The sequence below is a fragment of the Chitinophaga polysaccharea genome (genome assembly GCF_007829335.1).
Lineage (GTDB): Bacteria > Bacteroidota > Bacteroidia > Chitinophagales > Chitinophagaceae > Chitinophaga > Chitinophaga polysaccharea_B.
In genome coordinates, this window is sequence record NZ_VIWO01000010.1 from 52,074 (window position 1) to 71,229 (window position 19,156).

General features: G+C 46.5%; 20 protein-coding genes. 8 read left to right on the forward strand and 12 right to left on the reverse strand.

The features are described from left to right. Window positions 1-21: 21 nt before the first annotated feature. From FHW36_RS25955 to FHW36_RS25975, 5 genes are all read right to left on the reverse strand, one after another. Entirely contained in the window at window positions 22-348 is a 327-nt protein-coding gene (locus FHW36_RS25955) for a hypothetical protein (protein WP_145673517.1), read from the reverse strand. A 57-nt stretch (window positions 349-405) separates the two neighbouring features. Further along, entirely contained in the window at window positions 406-738 is a 333-nt protein-coding gene (locus tag FHW36_RS25960) for a hypothetical protein (protein WP_145673518.1), read from the reverse strand. Between the two features lie 223 nt (window positions 739-961). Continuing rightward, a complete protein-coding gene (gene porG, locus FHW36_RS25965; RefSeq protein ID WP_186452601.1) occupies window positions 962-1,831 on the reverse strand; it encodes a type IX secretion system protein PorG in 870 nt (289 codons plus the stop codon). A gap of 176 nt (window positions 1,832-2,007) precedes the next feature. Continuing rightward, window positions 2,008-2,355, reverse strand: coding sequence for a DsrE family protein (locus FHW36_RS25970; RefSeq protein WP_145673521.1), 348 nt, complete (start codon window positions 2,353-2,355; stop codon window positions 2,008-2,010). A 56-nt stretch (window positions 2,356-2,411) separates the two neighbouring features. Continuing rightward, on the reverse strand, window positions 2,412-2,651 hold the full coding sequence (locus FHW36_RS25975) for a hypothetical protein (protein ID WP_145673522.1): 240 nt from the start codon (window positions 2,649-2,651) through the stop codon (window positions 2,412-2,414). 445 nt (window positions 2,652-3,096) lie between these two features. Here FHW36_RS25975 and FHW36_RS25980 point away from each other — a divergent pair, with 445 nt between their 5' ends. Next, window positions 3,097-4,017, forward strand: coding sequence for a helix-turn-helix transcriptional regulator (locus FHW36_RS25980; protein ID WP_145673523.1), 921 nt, complete (start codon window positions 3,097-3,099; stop codon window positions 4,015-4,017). A gap of 69 nt (window positions 4,018-4,086) precedes the next feature. Here the strand turns inward: FHW36_RS25980 and FHW36_RS25985 are convergent, their stop codons facing one another. Continuing rightward, window positions 4,087-5,172, reverse strand: a complete 1,086-nt coding sequence (locus FHW36_RS25985; protein WP_145673524.1) for a family 20 glycosylhydrolase — start codon at window positions 5,170-5,172, stop codon at window positions 4,087-4,089. Between the two features lie 141 nt (window positions 5,173-5,313). Here FHW36_RS25985 and FHW36_RS25990 point away from each other — a divergent pair, with 141 nt between their 5' ends. Beyond that, window positions 5,314-6,417 (forward strand): AI-2E family transporter, encoded by a 1,104-nt coding sequence (locus FHW36_RS25990; protein WP_145673526.1) that lies wholly within the window; start codon window positions 5,314-5,316, stop codon window positions 6,415-6,417. Window positions 6,418-6,491: 74 nt separating this feature from the next. Here FHW36_RS25990 and FHW36_RS25995 read toward each other — a convergent pair whose 3' ends face one another. The 5 genes from FHW36_RS25995 to FHW36_RS26015 all read right to left on the reverse strand — a co-directional run bounded on the left by FHW36_RS25995 (window position 6,492) and on the right by FHW36_RS26015 (window position 14,282). Then, window positions 6,492-9,647: an efflux RND transporter permease subunit gene (locus FHW36_RS25995; RefSeq protein ID WP_145673527.1), complete on the reverse strand. Its 3,156-nt coding sequence runs from the start codon at window positions 9,645-9,647 to the stop codon at window positions 6,492-6,494. Between the two features lie 39 nt (window positions 9,648-9,686). After that, the gene (locus tag FHW36_RS26000) at window positions 9,687-10,796 is read right to left on the reverse strand and encodes an efflux RND transporter periplasmic adaptor subunit (protein ID WP_222429189.1); all 1,110 of its coding nucleotides are present in this window, start codon (window positions 10,794-10,796) and stop codon (window positions 9,687-9,689) included. Between the two features lie 18 nt (window positions 10,797-10,814). Next, window positions 10,815-12,122 (reverse strand): TolC family protein, encoded by a 1,308-nt coding sequence (locus FHW36_RS26005; protein ID WP_145673528.1) that lies wholly within the window; start codon window positions 12,120-12,122, stop codon window positions 10,815-10,817. A 77-nt stretch (window positions 12,123-12,199) separates the two neighbouring features. Further along, window positions 12,200-13,564 (reverse strand): sensor histidine kinase, encoded by a 1,365-nt coding sequence (locus FHW36_RS26010; protein WP_145673530.1) that lies wholly within the window; start codon window positions 13,562-13,564, stop codon window positions 12,200-12,202. A gap of 37 nt (window positions 13,565-13,601) precedes the next feature. Continuing rightward, entirely contained in the window at window positions 13,602-14,282 is a 681-nt protein-coding gene (locus FHW36_RS26015; RefSeq protein WP_145673531.1) for a response regulator transcription factor, read from the reverse strand. 132 nt (window positions 14,283-14,414) lie between these two features. On the opposite strand from FHW36_RS26015, the gene FHW36_RS26020 reads away from it, so the two are divergent. The 3 genes from FHW36_RS26020 to FHW36_RS26030 are packed head-to-tail and all read left to right on the forward strand — an operon-like array spanning window position 14,415 to window position 15,959. After that, on the forward strand, window positions 14,415-14,969 hold the full coding sequence (locus FHW36_RS26020; RefSeq protein WP_145673533.1) for a GNAT family N-acetyltransferase: 555 nt from the start codon (window positions 14,415-14,417) through the stop codon (window positions 14,967-14,969). 12 nt (window positions 14,970-14,981) lie between these two features. After that, window positions 14,982-15,482 carry a GNAT family N-acetyltransferase gene (locus tag FHW36_RS26025; protein ID WP_145673534.1) on the forward strand — a complete coding sequence of 167 codons (501 nt, stop codon included), beginning with the start codon at window positions 14,982-14,984 and terminating at the stop codon, window positions 15,480-15,482. Between the two features lie 60 nt (window positions 15,483-15,542). Further along, window positions 15,543-15,959, forward strand: a complete 417-nt coding sequence (locus FHW36_RS26030; protein WP_145673536.1) for an EamA family transporter — start codon at window positions 15,543-15,545, stop codon at window positions 15,957-15,959. On the opposite strand, the gene FHW36_RS26035 is transcribed toward FHW36_RS26030, so the two are convergent. Continuing rightward, the gene (locus FHW36_RS26035; protein ID WP_145673537.1) at window positions 15,949-16,605 is read right to left on the reverse strand and encodes a helix-turn-helix transcriptional regulator; all 657 of its coding nucleotides are present in this window, start codon (window positions 16,603-16,605) and stop codon (window positions 15,949-15,951) included. The genes FHW36_RS26030 and FHW36_RS26035 overlap by 11 nt on opposite strands. Before the next feature lie 137 nt (window positions 16,606-16,742). Here FHW36_RS26035 and FHW36_RS26040 point away from each other — a divergent pair, with 137 nt between their 5' ends. Genes FHW36_RS26040 through sufB form a run of 3 tightly spaced genes read left to right on the forward strand, consistent with a single transcriptional unit; the run spans window position 16,743 to window position 19,146 of the window. Beyond that, entirely contained in the window at window positions 16,743-17,312 is a 570-nt protein-coding gene (locus tag FHW36_RS26040) for an NADPH-dependent FMN reductase (RefSeq protein WP_145673539.1), read from the forward strand. A gap of 48 nt (window positions 17,313-17,360) precedes the next feature. Next, window positions 17,361-17,687, forward strand: coding sequence for a HesB/IscA family protein (locus tag FHW36_RS26045; protein ID WP_145673541.1), 327 nt, complete (start codon window positions 17,361-17,363; stop codon window positions 17,685-17,687). A 13-nt stretch (window positions 17,688-17,700) separates the two neighbouring features. Then, window positions 17,701-19,146: a Fe-S cluster assembly protein SufB gene (sufB, locus tag FHW36_RS26050; protein ID WP_145673542.1), complete on the forward strand. Its 1,446-nt coding sequence runs from the start codon at window positions 17,701-17,703 to the stop codon at window positions 19,144-19,146. The last annotated feature ends 10 nt before the right edge of the window (window positions 19,147-19,156 follow it).

A 19,156-nucleotide genomic window follows, 5' to 3' on the forward strand; every position in this document is an offset into this window, starting at 1 on the left:
CATTTATTCCATTTTCAGTTATCAGTTCACGATGGTAACTCCTGCGTGGAATACGGCTCTGGGCCTGGAGGGGTAATAGCGTGGAGCGGGTACTGGCACCGGTACAGGTACTACCGGGTAGTAAGCGGGTTCGGCATATACGACCCTTCTTCTTGGGCGGTAACACTCATCATCATCCCAGTCGCGGCGACATTCCCTTCTACGTTCCCATCTGTCATCGTCGCGATCGCATCTCTCGCGCTCCCAGCGGCCATGTCCGCGGCCCCTGTCATGACCCCATCCTCTTTGAGCGGAAGCGGTAAACACTGTACCACCTATCAGCAGCATCATCAGCATTACTTTTTTCATGTTGTTTGGTTTTTTAGTTCAAGATTGGTTGGCAAATAAAAATTGTGGTGTTATTCTTTACGAAAGCTGATATAAGTTCAGGTGAGCGCTATTCACAACGTAGGTGGCTCCCGGGTAGCTCACATAGCTATATCGGTGGTAATGCCGATGTGGTCTATAGTTATAGTGCCTGTGGCGATGCCGGCGTGGCGGTCCGGGCGGATGTGGTGGATGCGGCGGATGCCTGAGATGCGGCGGCAACGGCGGACGAGGCGGAACCGGCGGATGCGGGAAGTGCCCCGGTACCGGTGGCCTTGGTGGCAGTGGTGGAGCTGGAGGCCTGTGTTGTGCAAAAAGGCTCATGCTACCCACCGTCAACATCACTGAAGCTAAATACAAAAACTTCTTCATGGCACTTTTTTTTTGTTAGCTATAACAGGTCGTTGCACACCAACTTATTTTTTTGCGGCTGTTGATTTCATACTCTCTCCGCGATTTCTGTTGATGCCATCCGCTATAAGCTGGTGGCTACATTGATACCTGTTTAAACTCCTAAATTCAACAACTATGCCAATAAAAAAATCCCGGCACAAGGCCGGGATTATATGGAAAAAATAAAAAGTTAAAAGCGCTGTTACGGCCGCAGTATAGGGCAACGGGTAGCTTTTTGCTTACCCCATCCTGAACCACCGCCCAGGCGATAGGTAATGGTAAATCCCGAAAAGGCGTACCAGTCCTTATGTTTATCGGAACCGCGGATAGTGCCATCTGCCGGATAAGTACCCGGTGTAGTCCCTTTCCCGGTTACTTCATCGCCGCGATAGGCCATGTCTACGGCTTTCTGGCCACGATAAGTCAGCAATGTGTTTTTATCAACATAATTCGTACTTACATCATCGAGATAGTCGGTGAGCGTAGGCCGTAATCCGATTTCAAATCCGAGTGTCCACTTTTCATTCAGGTTGGCCTTAAGACCGGCACCGAATGGAAAGGATAAAGTTAAGAGATCATACGGCTTACGACTGGGATATTGAGGTAACCCCTGCCCTTCTGTGCCCAGTGGCCGCAGGCGCACCCGGTTGCCCGATTGGTCTTTGGCGGTAGGATCAAAACCAAAGGCGCCCACACCTACAAATACGTAGGGAGTAAAACCTTTTTCGTCCAGGTCAAAAAAATTGATTTCACCGATCAGGCTTCCTTCAAAAATATTGGTACGGAAACTAAGGTTACGGGCTTTCAACGCGGGCGAGGTGTTGGTACTATCTGCACCTGTAGCAATTCCCCAGGTAAAAGCCCCCCGTATGCTGAGATAACGGTTGATATCTTTTCGCACTAACAACCCAAGTGCCGGCCGGGTGTATTTCATATCCACCCGCTGTTGTGTCAGATCTCCGCTGTAATTACTAATGCCTGCAAAAGCGCCCACATGCCAGTCCTGTGCAAAGCTGAAAAAGGGGATCGCCGTCAACAACAAGAGTATTCCGGTAGATTTTGTGAATTTCAAAGTATAAAAGTTTAAGAGGTTAGTCCGATTTGATTCCATTAAACGCTAATTCTACAATTTTTATTTGCTGCCCGCTTCAATACTTTCTCCACATACACCCACAGGGTCTTTAAAAATGTAAAAATAAACTAATAAAGCAATTAACTAATAAACAATTAACGTAATAAATCGCTAAACTAACATCTGATATAGGCCCAGCCTTCCTGTTGGCGTTTTACCAGGTGAAAGATAGCTGCAGGTACCAGGGCTATTCCAGGCAGCAGATCCGTTAATTGCATTTCCCGGCCACGGAGGGTATTGGCACAAATGATAAATAATACGGTTCTTTCCTGCAGTAGCCGGACTTTCTCCGCCAGGGGATTGGCGGTGGGTAACAACAGGTTCCAGGCCTGTCCATGTACTACTACCTCCACCTCAAGCGACGTTTGCTCTATTGCCGCCTGGGCAAGCAGGTTATGGAGCTGCCCTAACATGGATAACTGTACATCGGCATCACCGGATGTAATCTGGAAAACGACTTTCATGGCAACAAACCTACCCAAATATTGGCAGAATGGAAAGTAAAAAGGTGGATGTTCCTTCAGCGATGCGCCGCTTTCTGTTTCTCGTGATAGAGCTCATACTGCACCTCACGGAGCTTGTCTTCCAGCTGATGATTTTTCTTTTTGATTTCGTGCAACTGATACAACAATGAGGCTTCCTTCTGTTCCTGCTTTACAATATTGATATTGGCAACCTGCAAGGCTCTGAAGTGGCGGAACAATAAAACCCAGCCCAGAAACAACAATAGCAATAGGAAAGTAATAATGACAAGTATCATGGTTAAATACAATTATACTACGGGAGCCATGTTATAAATCTTCCTAATGGCGTTGCGATTTCCGCAACTCCATAACAGGATTGATAGGACAAATATCATAAACTCAGTAAAATCCGAACTGAAAACCTGGTTGGAGCTGTTTACATGACGCACTTTTAAAGTTATTCAATCGCTTTCAGAACCATTTGTCCATTTCAGCTTTTTTTGCGCTTTCTTAAAAAAAATGCCCCTCAAGAGAGAATAAACGCCCGGGCTCCCTTCAAATACTTTAAAAAAAATATTCATATTATATTGATAATTAATATTTTGAAATGATTTTTAAAATTACATGTTGGAACATCTCAAAAGGGATTAAATTACATATAATGTTCATGTTGATAAAAGCTGATTTACGATAAAATTTACATGTCGCATCCGGTGAATTCCTAAAATCACGTATTATTTTATGGCTTCCCTTATAACCAGAGAACAACTTGAAAACTTTGCCCTCCAGGGGCTATCCTTTGCAGATGATCACGTAGGCGATCCGTTTAGCATTAAAGATGTTTCCGACAGACTGGGTATTTCCTATTCTTATTTCTATCACAACTTCGCGCAGTACATGGGCGAACCCTTCTGGCATTACGTTAAGCGCCACCGGCTGGAACTGGCCGCAGGCCTGCTCCGGCACAGCGGATATAATATCGGTGAAATAAGTGACCTGTGCGGATACGCTACTACAGCGGCATTTAGCAAGGCGTTCAAACAACATTTTAAAGAAAGCCCGAAAGATTTCCGGCAAATCATTATTCTTCCCAACGAAAAGAGAACCTTGCAGATAACGGAATCTATTACGGCCGCTTTGGGCCCTGATGCCTTCAACGGCCTGTTTAACTACGAACGTTGCGAAAAAGTAAAGCTGCCGGACAGCATCCTGTATTATTCTCTCATCTCCAGGGGACAAGACCCCGTAACGGAAATGATTGCCAGGATGACTCAGTACTATAACCTGTTTAAGAAGATGCAAACCCTGTACGATCTGCCACAAAGCAGGATTATTACCGGAACTCTTGATGCTGTACCGGTCACTAACTATGAACGGCTATCCATGTTTGCCGGCATATTGATCCCCGTGCAGGCCATTGCAGCGCATATACAGTTACAGCAAAATTTCGGCTACCTGATGACGAAAAGAATTACTGGCGGCAACTACCTGAAACTGCCCGTACCCATGGACTTTGCCACCGCCGGTGTGCCAATGTATAATTTCATCAGCATGAACTGCAAGGAAGGCATATTCAAAATGAGCGGCAATCACTTTTTCATCTCCATGAACGGCCCTAGCTATTCCGAAATATATATACCGCAGCTGAAGAAACACTATTGAGTAAGTGACTAATGGATGTTCCCTGCGGTGATTCCCCAGGCTGCGGTACCTCTCCACGGGAACATCTCCTTACTTCTCAAAAACCGCCCGGAAACAATTGGCACTGGTATGCTCCATGTCTTTCTGGGGTTTCCCAGTACCATAAAATTCGGCGAGGAAACTATCGGCATCCGACCACACCGTCTGCATCATCCCCTGGTAGCGCGGCTTCATGTCTTTAGTAGCGGTAGCCCGGAAATCATTCATGTCTTTCAGTTGCAACTTCGCATTGGCCGGCATCCGCCAGGGACAGGTAATCACAGACAGTCCTTTCATCGCAAAATAGACAGGCGTTTTATCAGGACGCTCATAATGCCAGTCGCAGATCATAATATCTTTTGGTACCAGGTCTACCGCCCTGGCAGTATTATTCATACTTGCCTCCCAGGCTCCTAACCCCGTGATTTTGCCATCAAGCAGGCGATCGCCCCAAATCCATAACACACGCTGCTTTCCGGCCAGGTGATTACGCAGGGTCCATACTTCCCCGGCAAATAATTCTGCCTTATCCCGCCCACCGCAACGGGGGCACTTCTCTTCACCGATATAAAATACTTCGTCCATACCGGCATGAAAAGCGGTGGACTCAAACACATCACAGATCTCATCTACCAATTCAAATACTATTTTATGCACCCCCGGATGCAGCGGACAATAACTCTTGCAATACAACCCATCTGCATTGGGCCATTCATATTTGGCAGGCATCTTTACCCAGGGCGTTTCATCAAAATCAGGGTATACCTTCAGCAAGTTGTTAATGGTACCTGCCCAGGACTGATGCCCCAGCAAATTAATCTGCGGAATAAGCTGTATCTGGTGTGCACGGCAGGTCTGTACCAATTGCTTTACCTCCGCTTCCGTTAAAGCGCCCGGGTCGCGCAACTCTGGATGCGACTTAAACTGGTAATTGAAATCCACCCGGAGCACCAGCGTATTGATATGGCGGGGCGCCAGCTCTGTTGCTATAAACTTCAGAAAAGCCGGCAGTCCGGCCGACCGGGGAGCCGCTATGCAAAAACCGCGGACAGGCAGCGTGTCGGCTGGTGGTGGCATCGCAAAAGAAAAGGAAATATTGGCGGCAAACAGCAGAAAAAGGGCAAATAGTTTTTTCATAAGTGATAAAAATTTTTCAGGAATGCAGTAAATTAAGGAATGCCGGGATGTTCTGCAACCATTTGGGCCAAACAAATGTATAATAGCAATTCTAATGTTATACACGTTGATTTTTAATATCTTTGATAAAAGTACGCATCTATGAACGAGGTTAAACTGCCTTTCAGCGCAAGACTCACCTTTACCCTGTTATCCATTATCCTGGTCATTTATGTGGCTCATATCGGTAGTGGCATTGTTGTACCTATGATGTTTGCCCTCCTCATTGCCATCATGCTGCTACCGGTAGTACAAAGGCTGGAGAAATGGCGGATACCCAGGGGCGTGGCCGCCATACTCGCAGTACTGTTATTTATTATTGTGCTGGTGCTGATCATGATCATGCTGGGCAAACAAATGGAAGCCTTTATTTCCGACTTCCCTACCCTGCAGCAAAAACTATTGCTGGTGGTTAGTTCCACACAGGACTGGGTAAACGAAAAGTTTCATGTCAACTCCAGCGACCAGTTAAGTTATGTGGAAAAGGCGCTGATGGGCACCCTGGGTAGCGCTACCAGCTTTATCAGCCAAACATTCCTGTCACTCTCTTCCCTGCTGGTATTCATCGTATTTGTATTCCTATATGCATTTTTTATTCTCTTCTACCGGAGGTTACTGGTAAAATTCCTGATAAAAAATTTCAGGGAAGAACATCGCGGAAAGCTGTTGACAGTGATCGGCAGCACCCGCAGTATCATTAAAAGCTATGTAGGCGGATTAATGATTGAGATGGTAATAGTAGCGGTTCTCAACACCGTTTTATTCCTGATACTCGGTATTAAATATGCCATTTTATTGGGGGTAATGGCGGCTATCTTCAATATTATTCCCTATGTAGGTATACTCTCTGCCGCCATCCTGATCATCCTGGTTACGCTGGCCACCGGCGCGCCAATCCAGGCCCTGCAGGCTGGTGTCGTCCTGTTCCTGGTACACGTATTCGACAGCAATGTGCTGTTTCCCAGCATTGTAGGCTCCAAAGTGAAAATCAATGCCCTCATTACCATTATAGGCGTGGTATTGGGCAATATGCTCTGGGGTATTCCCGGTATGTTTCTCGCCATTCCTGCCATTGCCATCATTAAAATCATTTGCGAGAATATTGAGGAAATGCAGCCCTGGGCCATCCTCCTGGGAGATGAAGCCAAAGACAAAAAAGTGAAGCGGCTAAAACAAAAAAACAGCGATGAAAACGCTGCCGGATAAATAAAAATAAAAAGGCTGCCTTTCCGATAAAACGAAAGGCAGCCGCACCAATTAAACTTATAAAACAACCTTCTTTATTCCTGGTGCCGGGTATCAAATTTCCGGTACACCCAACCAAAAATCAGGGGGAAGATAATCAGGGAAAACACCATAGCGCAAAGGATTCCTCCAATTACTACCCTGGCCAGTGGCCGTGAACTTTCAGAACCGATACCATGGGAAATTGCTGCAGGAAACAGCCCTATTGCCGCCATCAATGCCGTCATCATTACCGGCCGGATGCGGGAGTTAACCCCCAGCTTAATAGCGGTATAGAGGGACGCGTTTTGTCCCCGCATTTTCTCCAGGTTTTGTTTAAACACGGTAATCAGTAACACCCCATCCTGTATACAAATTCCAAACAACGCGATGAAACCAATACCGGCAGAGATACTGAAGTTGGTACCGGTGATATGCAGCGCCAGCAAGCCTCCTACGATCGCGAAGGGTACATTGAGGAATACCAGGCCAGCATCCATTAAATTACCAAACATCACAAAGAGCAGCAGGAAAATCAGCATCAGGCTGATGGGCACCACCTGTTGTAAGCGGTGGGTGGCCCGTTGCTCATTTTCAAAGTCGCCCTGCCATACCATCGTATAGCCTCCTTTCAGGTTCACCACCTTACCTACTTTTTCCTGGGCTTCCGCAATGGTACTACCCATGTCCCGGCCTCTTATAGAAAATTTCACGGCAGAATACCGCTCATTGGCATCCCGGAAAATCAGGCATGGCCCTGTTTTCATCACAATCTTCGCAATCTCTTTCACCGGTACTTTAGATCCACTTTGGGTAGGCACCATCAGATTGCCGATATCCTCCGCATTCTTACGGTATTCTTCCGGGAAACGTAAGCGAATGTCAAACTTCTTAATACCCTCATATAAAGTGCTGGCAGCCTTTCCTCCGATCGCCATTTCAATCACAGCATTGGCATCTGCCGTGGCTACGCCATACAACGCCATCTTCTGCTGGTCCAGGTCGATATTCAGTTCCGGCTGACCAATATTCTTGATCACACCCAGGTCTTCAATACCTCTCACCGTTCTTAATACATTCTGCACCTGCGTGATCTGCGATTCCATATAGTTCAGGGAATCCCCGAAGATCTTTACGCAGATAGACCCCTTCACCCCGGATACGGCTTCTTCAATGTTATCCATAATGGGCTGCGAGAAGTTGAGCGATGCACCTGGTATCACCGACAATTTTTCACTCATGCGGTTGATCAGCTCTTCCTTGGTAATGTTCGGTTTCCACTCCTTTTCCGGGTACAACATCACGTCAAACTCATTATTATAGAATCCCGCCACATCGGTACCATCATCCGGCCGCCCGGTTTGTGATACAATATTCTTCACCTGCGGGAATTGCATCAACGTGGCCCTTACCTGCCGGGATGTTTGTACCGACTTATCCAGCGATACGCTGTAGGGCAGCTGTACCCTTAGCCAGATAGAACCTTCATTCAGCTCAGGCAAGAACTCTGTCCCCAAAAATTTGAAAGAATATAACCCGAGACCAATAATGAGAAACGAAGAGAAAACCGCCTTCTTTTTATGCTTAAAGGTAAATGCAAACCATCCCAGCATAAACCCGGTGAGCGCGTGCAGAATAGGATTGTGTTTTTCATGCACATTTTTCCGGAGCAACAGGTTAATCAATACCGGCACCAGGGTAAGCGTAGTAATCAAGGCGCCCAGCAAGGCGAAGCCAAGGGTATAGGCCAGCGGCGAAAACATTTTCCCTTCCACTTTCTGGAAAGCGAAGATGGGTAGTAAGCCGGTAATAATGATGACTTTGGCAAAGAAGATGGCCTTCCCCAGCTGTGCACCGTGTTTCCGGATCAGGCCCATTTTGGCCATCTTATTAAATCGTTCCATGCCCACATCCCGCGCCTGGTGGTCAAGGACGACAAATAGCCCTTCTACCATGACCACGGCGCCGTCTATGATAATTCCAAAATCCACCGCACCCAGGGACAACAGGTTAGCCGACATGCCCATCAGGCGCAGGCAGATGAATGCAAACAGCAGTGCTAATGGAATGATAATGGAAACAATCAGCGTGGTGCGCCAGTTGAACATGAAGATCGATACCAGCAGTGTTACCAACAGTATGCCTTCCACGAGATTATGCATCACCGTTTCGGTGGCAAAGTGGATCAAATCTTCCCGGTCGTAAAAAGGAATAATTTTGGTATCCGCCGGCAACACGGAGGCATTGAGTTTATTAATTTTCGCTTTTACGGCCTGTACTACCTCCGAAGGATTCTCTCCTTTGCGCATAATCACGATGGCCTGAACCACATCATCTTCATCTGTAACGGTTCTGCGGCCAGTTGAATCCACGATGGCATCTGTGCGGCCTACGTGCCCCAACCTGGGCATATTGGATATTTCTACCGATGCCACGTCTTTCACCAGTACAGGGATACCGTTTACGTTCTCTACGATGATATTTTTGATCTCATTGATATCATTCAGTAAACCGATACCACGCACTACATAGGCCTGGTCGTTTTTCACGATCACATCCCCACCGATGTTGATATTGCTTTTGGTAACGGCAGAATATACGTCCAGTGGCGTAATGCCAAGATTGGTCAGTTTGCCCGGATCTACCCGTATTTCGTAGGTTTTTACTTCTCCCCCAAAACTAACAATATCTGCCACACCCGGTACAGCACGCAGCTGCCGGTCGATCGTCCAGTCTTGTATGGTTTTCAGCTCCCGAACATCGCGGAAGGAACTCCTCAGCGAATAGCGGTAAATTTCGCCCGTAGGCCCTGTAGGCGGCTGTACGGAAGGGTTAACATTCTCCGGCAGGCTGGCATTGGCCAGGAGGTTATTTACCTGTATCCTGGCCTCATTGTCGGTAACTTTATCATCAAAAATCAGCTTCACATAAGACAGCCCGAAAATACTCGTGGAGCGTAGGCTGGTTTTCTTTTGTACGGGGTTCATCGCGATTTCTATCGGGATGGTCACAAATTTCTCCACCTCCTCCGCACTTCTTCCCGGCCACTGGGTAATAATACTGATTTCCGTGTTGGTAACATCAGGAAATGCCTCAATTGGCATATTTTTAAAACAGATGATGCCCGATACCAGCAACAGCAACGTGGCGAAGAAAATGAAATATTTATTCTTCAGCGAAAAGCCTATTATACTTCTGAGAACTTTATTCATCTAAAAACAATTATACTATGATTAGTTAGCAGGGTTCACCTAGTTATTCAGTGCATCATAAATCAGGATCGCCTGGGATGCAATGACCTGGTCGCCTGCGTTCACACCTGCTGAAATATATGTTCTGTCGCCAATGGAATTGATCACGCTTACCGGCGTAATCTTCACATCAGATTTGCTATGGTAAATAAGCACATAGTAACGGCTGTTATCGAATATCAGGGCGGAAGAAGGAATACTCAGGGCCTGCCCCCCATCTTTATACACTACCCGGATGCTGGCAAACATTTCCGGCTTCAGGGAATAATCTTCGTTAGACATAACGATTCGTACCTTCATCACTTTATTCGTAGGATCGAGTACGTTATACATCTTATCAACCGTGCCATGAAAAACCTTGCCGGGATAGGATAAGGTGGTTACCTCCACGTTGTCGCCCATATGCACCTGCCCGATGTTGGATTCATATACGTTGGCCATGATCCATACATTTTTCAGGTCGGAGATGGTAAACAATTGCGTACCGGCATCGGCGCGTACCATCGTATTGTTGGTGACCAGCTTTTCTACTACAAACCCACTGATCGGCGAGGTAATCACGTATTCACCACCAGTATTGCCACCATTGATATTCAATACCCTTTTTACGCGGCCCAGTTCAGATTGTGCTTTCTGGTAATCGGTTTCGGCCGACAGGAGATCTTTCTGGGAAGCGATGCCGCTTTTATACATATCCTGTGTAGCTTCCATATTTTTCTTTGCTACCGACAATCCTGCTTCTGCATTTACCAGGTCAGCGCTATAGCCGGCCATCTCAGTACTATTCATGACGGCCAGGGTTTGACCTTTGTTAACATAATCGCCCAATGCCACTTTAATATCCCGGATCTTACCACTCACCAGCGGATAAATCTTAGATACGTTATCGTCGTTGGTAGTCACTTTACCGGTCAGTGTAAGGTCATTTACCAGCGCACCTTTTTGTACAGTATCAATTTTCAGGGAACGTAATACGGTATCAGGGATGATATATTTCTGCTTTTCATCCGCTACTTTGTCGGGTTGGGTATTACAGCCCTGCGCCAGGAGTATTCCGGCAATGAAGAAAAAGAAACGGCTCATACTACCTGCCTTCATAAAGTTTTGCATCTGTGTTATAGATTAGTCTTAGTTAAAAAAGTTGGTTCCCGTAACGAAGTTGAGCTCTTCAAAAGCCCGTACCCGGTTGTATTGGATGCTGTTTAGCTGCAATACGTTCTGCTTGTAGGAGTCATAGAAATCCAGGAAATCCAGCATGCTGATATTTCTCTTCTGGTAATTAATCAATACTTCGCGCATGAGTCGCTGAAAATCCGATGCAAAAGAGGCATCTATATTCCGGTACAGTTTATCCGCCGCAGTAGCCTTCTCCACTACACGGTACACCTGTTCTTCTACCGTGGCTTCCGTACTTTTTTGGGTGGCGGTATTTACGTCGATCATTGCCTTCGCCGATTTAATATTCCCCTGGTTCCGGTTAAATACGGGGAGGTCGATGGCTACGCCGGCAGCGGTATAGTTTTTAATGTAACTGCCTTGCTGATCGTAAGCGAGGTTAAAGGTCACATCCGGCACGCCCAGTGCTTTCTGGTAACTATAATTTAGTTTACTGATTTCTGTGTTGGCCCTGGCAATCATGAGGTCACTCCGGCGGCTATACGCAGAATCGAGCAGCACCGGCAAGGGATACTGCCGGGGATTGAGGGCTACCAGGGAAGTGGTATCTACCAATGGGTCGATATATACAGGCTTTACCTGTAATACAAGCCTCATTTCACTCTGCTGGTCTGCAATCTGTTCCAACAGATCCCGGTATTCGCTTTTGAGACTATATAACTGGGCCTGGATCCTTACCACCTCTTTCTGGGAGATATAACCCTTTCCTTTTTGTTCTACAAAGGCATCCACTACTTTTTGAAGGGAAGTAATTTCTTCATCATAGGCTTTGGCAGATTGCTGCAGGTAATAGATGTTATAGAAATCATCTCTCAGGGTAAATTTAAGCGTGCGTAACAGGTCATAAAATTCAAATTCGGAGAGCTTTACATTGGCCCGGGCTATTTTGATCTGCTTATTCCGCTTACCTGCCAGCATTACGAGTTGCGATAATCCCGCGGAAGTTTCCCCCTGGCTGCCAAAAGGAAAAACTTTATGTGTTTCCGTATTATACAGCCCATGTTCAATATTAAAATTAGGATTGGCGTATAGCTTTGACTGGATTACCAGGGCTTTCTGCGCATCAATATTATATCGCTGTGCGAGCAGTGACAGGTTTTGCCGTAAAAAAATATTTTCAGCGCTGTCTAAAGTAAGGTGAAGGGTATCCTGCTGCATGGTGGCAGCAGCGGGAGGAGCTGTTAGCTGAGCAAACACCATCACAGGTAGAAAGACGGCGAACAGTACAAAATAGGAACTTAATACTAGTCTATTAACCATACATCTGATTTTTCAGTGCAAAGATGGCAATAGGCTATTAGCTACATATTAGAATGAAGTTAAAACAAAATTAGAATTTATGGGGCAGGCGGAAAGAATATATTAAAAGTAGTGCCCTGACCGGGTACGCTGCTAACGGTAATCCCGGCGCCATGGAGTTGGAGAATTTTGCCGGTCATAGACAATCCTATTCCATACCCATCAAAGGCATGGGCGTTACCGGCGCGGTAAAGCGGCATGAATATTTTATCCAGGTCGTCGGCTTCAATGCCAATACCATGGTCGCTGATGGAGAGTGTCATCCCCGACTTATGCCAGGTAAGCAAACAATTAACATCACGGTTATACGAAAACTTAAAGGCATTCCGGACAATATTTTGCAGTGCCAGCATGAGCAGGGAGCGGTTTCCCCGGATACAGAGCAGGGTTGCTTCTTCGGGCAGATCGTTGAGCTTTACAATCAATCTTGTCGGTGGCGCCTTGTGGCGCCAGTATTCCTGCATTTCCCACAGGAGCTCATCAACGCGTATCATTTCGGCGTTGGCGTCGGTGATGATAGCATCCAGCCGGGTAAGCTGTAACAGGCCATCTGTAATGATCTTCAGTTTTTCCGACTCTCCCAGTACGGTACCCAGCGACTGTACGTATTCTTCCGGCTGCCGGTCATTCTGCAGGGTCACTTCTATTTCGCCTATGATGGTGGTCAACGGCGTACGCAATTCATGAGAGGCATTGGAAACGAAGGAGCGTTGCATATCAAAAGCCTGTTCCATATGTTGCAGCAAACTATTGAAATTAGTCGCCAGTTCGTCTATTTCATCTTTATTCCTGCCATGCTGTACCCGCATGTGCAGGTTATTGGAGCGGATGTTTTTCACCTGCCGGTTAATGTTCTTGATTGGCTCCAGTGCCCTGCTGGCATACCACTGCCCCATCAGGAATACTATCAGCAGCGCCACCAGGAACATCACGATCAATATCCACATCAGGTAATTCAACTGTTGGATACCCATGCTATTGCGAGCCGTTACAATCACCACAAAATCGCCCTGGTTGTCGGGATAATAGATCCCCAGTCCTGACTCATCCTGAAAACGAAAGCGGTATACTTCTTTATGGCGGATAGTTTCCAACATAGATACCGGCCAGTCGTACCGCGTTTTTTCAATGAAGGCCGGCTGGTTATGCGCATCATAAATATTACTGGATTCATCAGGTATACGTTCCCGGTAACTTTTTTCTATATCGAGGAATTTCTTTTTGGTGAGCTCATCTTTCTCCAGGTATACCTGGGCGGTTACCAATGCACGCATCTGTAGCAGCTTATAGAAGCTGTTCTGAATATACTGGGCAGACAACAGGTATATCAATACAAAAACGATCGTCAGGATAATACCTGATATCAGCGTAAACTGGAGGGATAAGCGATGCCGTATCTTCATAAGTGCGGGTTACCTGGCCTGTTTGTTTGATGATGATTTACTTATGCTTCATAACGTAACCCATGCCTACTACGGTGTGGATTAACTTTTCGCCGCTGAAGCCCTTTTCGATTTTATTGCGGAGATAATTTACATAGACGTCAATCGTATTGGTACCGGTATCGAACTCGAGTCCCCATACCGCTTCCGAGATCAGGGCACGGGAAAGCACCTTGCCAGTGTTTTTCAGCAGTAGTTCCAGCAGGGCGTATTCCTTGGCAGTGAGCGTAATATCCTGTCCACCCCGCCTCGCCATTTTGGTATTGGTATTCAACTGCAGATCAGCAAATGCCAGGATGGCCTGGTCCTGGTGGAACGGGCTTTTCCTTCGGGCAAGCGCCTGTAGCCGGGCTATCAGCTCTGAAAAATGAAAAGGCTTTGCCAGGTAATCGTCAGCGCCAGCATTGAGCCCATCCACGATATCCTGGGTGGCATTGAGGGCCGTAAGCATTAATATAGGAGTGCCAACTTCCAGGGCACGCAAATTTCTGCACAGGGTGATGCCATTGATGCCGGGCAACATGAGGTCGAGAATGATCAAATCATAGTCATGCTCCAACGCTGCCTGTTGTCCGCCAATACCATCTGCATATACTTCTACCTGGTGATGATGTTCTTCCAGGCCCCTTTTGATAAAAGCGCCTACTTTAGTCTCATCTTCAATAACCAATATTTTCATAGTAATATATTAAAAGCAATAACCCTTACAAAAGTAGGATTGTTTCCATGCGCGGGCATTAAAGACAGATTAAAATCAGACATTTTCCGAATAACTATTAGCTTTGTCTCCACCTAAACCGGCAACCGTATCATGCATTTACCCGTTTTAAGTACTGGCGCCCTGGTACTGAGGCCTATCGAAGAGAAAGATACTGCTGCCCTTTTCCGTCATTTTTCGGACGATGCAGTTACCCAATTTATGGACATCGACTCCTTTACCAATATCAGTGATGCTATACAGATCATTCAGTTTTTCCGGGAGAGCCTGGAAAAAGAAGAAGGCATGCGTTGGGGCATTACAGTGGCCGGTAGCGACGAGTTGGTTGGTACCTGCGGATTTCACAAGATCAATAAACCGCATTTTAAAGCGGAGATCGGGTACGATCTCCGGCCTTTATACTGGGGACAAGGTATCATGAAAGAAGCCGTGAGCGCTATGCTGGCTTATGGTTACGATGTATTGCAATTCAACCGTATCGAGGCTTTTGTAGATCCTGCCAATATCGCATCTTCCAAACTACTGGCGCGGCTGGGCTTTCGCCATGAAGGTTTTTTAAGAGATGCGTTCTTTGAGAAAGGTAAATTTGTGGATGCGGAGATATATAGTCTTTTACGACGGGAGCACAGCAGGGAATCTATTTATTAATATTTTATACCGATGATGAATTTAGTCTACAGGCAGGCCACCATGGCTGATTTACCGAGGATAGTAGAAATTTATAACAGTACCATAGCGGGACGGATGGTGACGGCAGATACGAATCCTGTTACCGTAGAAAGCCGTATTCCCTGGTTCGAGGCGCATCATCCCTCGCTACGTCCTTTATGGATGATAGATCTCGATGGCCAAAATGTGGGCTGGATGAGTTTCCAGTCATTTTATGGCCGGCCGGCGTATAGCGGCACCGTGGAAGTGAGTATTTACCTGGCTGAAAATGCACGGGGGAAGGGTTTAGGAAAAGAAGTGCTGCATTATGCCATGAAAGCGGCCCCGCAATTCGGTGTACATACCTTACTGGGATTCATCTTTGCGCATAATGAACCCAGTGTGAAACTCTTTAGGGCCATGGGCTTTGAAGAGTGGGCGCATTTGCCGGATATTGCCATACTGGATGGCGAAGCCCGGAGCCTGAAGATACTGGGTTACAAGGTAAAATAAGTATCGCTTCAGGATTCCGTCAGATTCCCCAGCTACATTCGAATCTTTAAATATGGTGCTATGTGGTGGATTTACGCGTTACTATCAGCTGGCTTTGCAGCACTCACGGCTATTTTCGCCAAGGTGGGCGTAGCCAATATTTCTTCGGACCTGGCCACAGCTATCCGTACCGTTATTATTCTCATCATGGCCTGGGCCATTGTGCTGGCCCGTGGAGAATATAAAGGGATGCAGGCTATTTCCCGTCACAGTCTGATATTCCTTGTATTATCGGGGTTGGCGACTGGCTGTTCCTGGATTTTTTATTTCAAGGCCATACAGATCGGGAAGGTATCGCAGGTGGCGCCGGTAGACAAGCTCAGTGTGGCGCTGACGATTATTTTATCGGCTGTTTTCCTCCAGGAGGCGATTACCTGGAAGACGGCGATCGGCGCCCTGCTGATTATTTCCGGTACATTGGTATTGATTATAAAGTAGGAGCAGCTACCTGTTCTATCTTGTATACACAGCGGCGGGCGCCATTGATGATGTGTTCTGCGCGGGACACGTTGGTGGCTTCCCCCAGGATGCTGACAAAAGTCCTCATTTCTGAGGTACAGATATTATCGCATTCAGTGGCGGCGCAACAGATAGGACAGTGATTTTCAATAAAATAATAGGTATTACCTTCTTTTTTCCATTCAGCCAGGTAGCCTTCTCCCGAGCGGATGGCAGCAAACGAGGTGAGCCGGTTTTCGAGGCCGGTAACGCCTTGCAGGGCGTTATTATATTTCTCCAGTTGATTTTTTTCCCGGGCATTCACTACATTATCCAATGCTTCCTTACCCAACACATTCTTAATGGTCTGGATCAGTTCGCGGGTTAGTTCTGTATGTGTGTCGGGGAAACGGGCATTACCCAGGGGGGTAAGGCTCCATATTAATACGGGACGTCCAACGCCCTTAGAGGTACTTTCAGACTGCACTAATCCTTCTTCGGCCAGCTTTACCAGCTGCAACCGGGCTCCTTCACCGGTAATACCCAATTCGCCCGCCAGCACGGCGGCAGACAGCGGGCCCCGGGTCTTGAGCAATGTCAAAAACCTGTCGGCAGCATGTTTCGTACGGATTGGATAATTTTCCAAGTTCTTACTTGTTTTATTCTCAAATGTCGTAAATTTGTGGGAGCTAAAAAAAGATTTTTGGGATTTTGATGGTTATGAGCGGTTGTTCATTAAAACTTAATCTCACAATCAGCTCAATCTCTAAAAATTAAATATTAATGAACGTCCTGATATTTAATGGCGCTATAGATGACCGGCCATATGCTACCTCCAACCAGTTGGCGGTGTATCTGACGGAGCAGTTAAAAGAAAAGGGATTTTCCCCGGAGATTTTTAGTTTGGGTAATGCAGATATCCCTTTTTTCTCTCAACAGGAAGCAGGTAATAAACCGGCAGCAGTAGATGCCATGTGCAAGGCATTTTGCAAAGCAGATCTTCATATATGGATGACACCCCTCTATCATGGCAGTATGACCGGCGCCATGAAGAATTGCCTGGACTGGCTGGAGATGACCAGTAAGAACCAACGTCCTTATTTAACAGGAAAGGTTGTAGCTTTGCTGTCCTGGGCAGACGGGACGCAGGCCATGCAGGGTATCAATGCGATGGATGCAGTGGCAAAAGCATTAAGGGCCTGGGTATTACCTTATTCCCTACCCATTTTGAAAGACAATCTGTATGACCCGCAAACCCGTGGGTTTACTGCATTTTATAAAAACAAGCTGGATACGATGGTGCAGTTATTATGTGCGGCTAAATCGCACGTAGTAGCAGGTATTGAAGGATAAAGCGTTACACCGGGCAACCGGTATTAGTCATTAAAAAAAATTCTGAGTATGATAACCGTTTCAGAAAAAGCAGGAGCATATATAAAAGATCTCATGGAAAAAGAACACCATGCGCCAGGTACCTTTGTACGTGTAGGCGTAAAAGGTGGTGGTTGTTCAGGTCTTGAATATGTGATGAAATTTGAATCAACAGAAGAAGAAGGCGACCAGGTATTTGAAGACAAAGGTGTAAAAGTAGTAGTACAGATGAAGAGCCTGTTGTACCTGTATGGTACAGAGCTGGACTATTCAGATGGGCTGAACGGAAAAGGCCTTTACTTTAACAATCCTAATGCGACGAGAACCTGCAGCTGCGGCGAAAGCTTTGCAGTTTAAATTTTAAACTTGTATGATCAACAGTAACGAAATAATTGATGATATAGCCAATAAGGAGTACGAGTTTGGCTTTACCACCGATATTGAAATGGATATCGCCCCTCCCGGGCTGAATGAAGATATCATCCGTTTTATTTCGGCAAAGAAAAATGAACCTGAATGGTTGCTGGAATGGCGTTTGAAAGGCTTTGCAGCCTTTAAGAAAATGGAATTTCCGAAATGGCAGCACTTTGAAATGCCGGCACTCGACCTGCAGGCCGTTTCTTACTATGCTGCACCGCGTAAGAAAAAACAGCTCAACAGCCTGGATGAAGTAGATCCTGAACTGCTGGCTACTTTCGAAAAGCTGGGTATTCCGCTGAACGAACAGAAAGCACTGACCGGGGTAGCCGTAGATGCCGTATTTGACAGCGTTTCCGTAGCTACTACCTTTAAAGGTAAGTTAAAGGAAATGGGTGTTATCTTCTGCTCTTTCGGAGAAGCCGTACAAGAACATCCTGAACTGGTGAAGAAATACCTGGGCAGCGTGGTACCGCATACCGACAACATTTTCGCTGCACTGAACTCCGCTGTATTCTCTGACGGTTCTTTCGTTTACATTCCCAAAGGCGTACGTTGCCCAATGGAACTGAGCACCTACTTCCGTATCAATGCCCAGAACACCGGCCAGTTTGAACGTACCCTGATCATCGCAGACGATAACAGTTACGTGAGCTACCTGGAAGGTTGTACTGCCCCCATGCGTGATGAAAATCAGCTGCATGCGGCCGTTGTAGAACTGGTAGCCCTCGAACATGCTGAAATAAAATATTCTACCGTACAAAACTGGTATCCCGGTGATAAAGACGGTAAAGGCGGTATCTACAACTTCGTGACCAAAAGAGGAATCTGTAAAGGCGCAGCCAGCAAGATTTCCTGGACACAGGTAGAAACCGGTTCTGCGATTACCTGGAAATATCCCAGCGTAATCCTGCAGGGCGATCACTCCGAAGGCGAGTTCTATTCCGTAGCCGTAGTACGCAATAAGCAAATTGCGGATACCGGTACCAAAATTCACCATATCGGTAAAGGCACGAAGAGCCGTATCATTTCCAAAGGTATTTCTGCCGGCCATGGCGACAATAGCTATCGCGGTCTGGTATCTGTAGGGCCACGTGCGGATAACGCGCGTAACTTTACCCAGTGCGATTCCCTGCTGATCGGTAACCAATGCGGATCCCATACGTTCCCTTACATTGAGTCGAGGAACAAATCCGCCATGATTGAGCACGAAGCTACCACTTCCAAAATCGGGGAAGACCAGATCTTTTACCTGAATCAACGTGGTATTGACAGTGAAAAGGCAGTAGCCCTCATTGTAAATGGTTACGTGAAGGAAGTACTGAACCAGCTGCCAATGGAATTTGCGGTGGAAGCACAAAAATTATTATCTATTACACTTGAAGGAAGCGTTGGATAATTCATTATTC

Bases quoted from the DNA above. Each gene is read 5' to 3' on its own strand.
- FHW36_RS25955 (WP_145673517.1), bottom strand. From the start codon at position 348: ATGAAAAAAGTAATGCTGATGATGCTGCTGATAGGTGGTACAGTGTTT.
- FHW36_RS25960 (WP_145673518.1), bottom strand. From the start codon at position 738: ATGAAGAAGTTTTTGTATTTAGCTTCAGTGATGTTGACGGTGGGTAGC.
- FHW36_RS25970 (WP_145673521.1), bottom strand. From the start codon at position 2,355: ATGAAAGTCGTTTTCCAGATTACATCCGGTGATGCCGATGTACAGTTA.
- FHW36_RS25975 (WP_145673522.1), bottom strand. From the start codon at position 2,651: ATGATACTTGTCATTATTACTTTCCTATTGCTATTGTTGTTTCTGGGC.
- FHW36_RS25980 (WP_145673523.1), top strand. From the start codon at position 3,097: ATGGCTTCCCTTATAACCAGAGAACAACTTGAAAACTTTGCCCTCCAG.
- FHW36_RS25985 (WP_145673524.1), bottom strand. From the start codon at position 5,172: ATGAAAAAACTATTTGCCCTTTTTCTGCTGTTTGCCGCCAATATTTCC.
- FHW36_RS25990 (WP_145673526.1), top strand. From the start codon at position 5,314: ATGAACGAGGTTAAACTGCCTTTCAGCGCAAGACTCACCTTTACCCTG.
- FHW36_RS25995 (WP_145673527.1), bottom strand. From the start codon at position 9,647: ATGAATAAAGTTCTCAGAAGTATAATAGGCTTTTCGCTGAAGAATAAA.
- FHW36_RS26000 (WP_222429189.1), bottom strand. From the start codon at position 10,796: ATGCAAAACTTTATGAAGGCAGGTAGTATGAGCCGTTTCTTTTTCTTC.
- FHW36_RS26005 (WP_145673528.1), bottom strand. From the start codon at position 12,122: ATGGTTAATAGACTAGTATTAAGTTCCTATTTTGTACTGTTCGCCGTC.
- FHW36_RS26010 (WP_145673530.1), bottom strand. From the start codon at position 13,564: ATGAAGATACGGCATCGCTTATCCCTCCAGTTTACGCTGATATCAGGT.
- FHW36_RS26015 (WP_145673531.1), bottom strand. From the start codon at position 14,282: ATGAAAATATTGGTTATTGAAGATGAGACTAAAGTAGGCGCTTTTATC.
- FHW36_RS26020 (WP_145673533.1), top strand. From the start codon at position 14,415: ATGCATTTACCCGTTTTAAGTACTGGCGCCCTGGTACTGAGGCCTATC.
- FHW36_RS26025 (WP_145673534.1), top strand. From the start codon at position 14,982: ATGATGAATTTAGTCTACAGGCAGGCCACCATGGCTGATTTACCGAGG.
- FHW36_RS26030 (WP_145673536.1), top strand. From the start codon at position 15,543: ATGTGGTGGATTTACGCGTTACTATCAGCTGGCTTTGCAGCACTCACG.
- FHW36_RS26040 (WP_145673539.1), top strand. From the start codon at position 16,743: ATGAACGTCCTGATATTTAATGGCGCTATAGATGACCGGCCATATGCT.
- FHW36_RS26045 (WP_145673541.1), top strand. From the start codon at position 17,361: ATGATAACCGTTTCAGAAAAAGCAGGAGCATATATAAAAGATCTCATG.
- sufB (WP_145673542.1), top strand. From the start codon at position 17,701: ATGATCAACAGTAACGAAATAATTGATGATATAGCCAATAAGGAGTAC.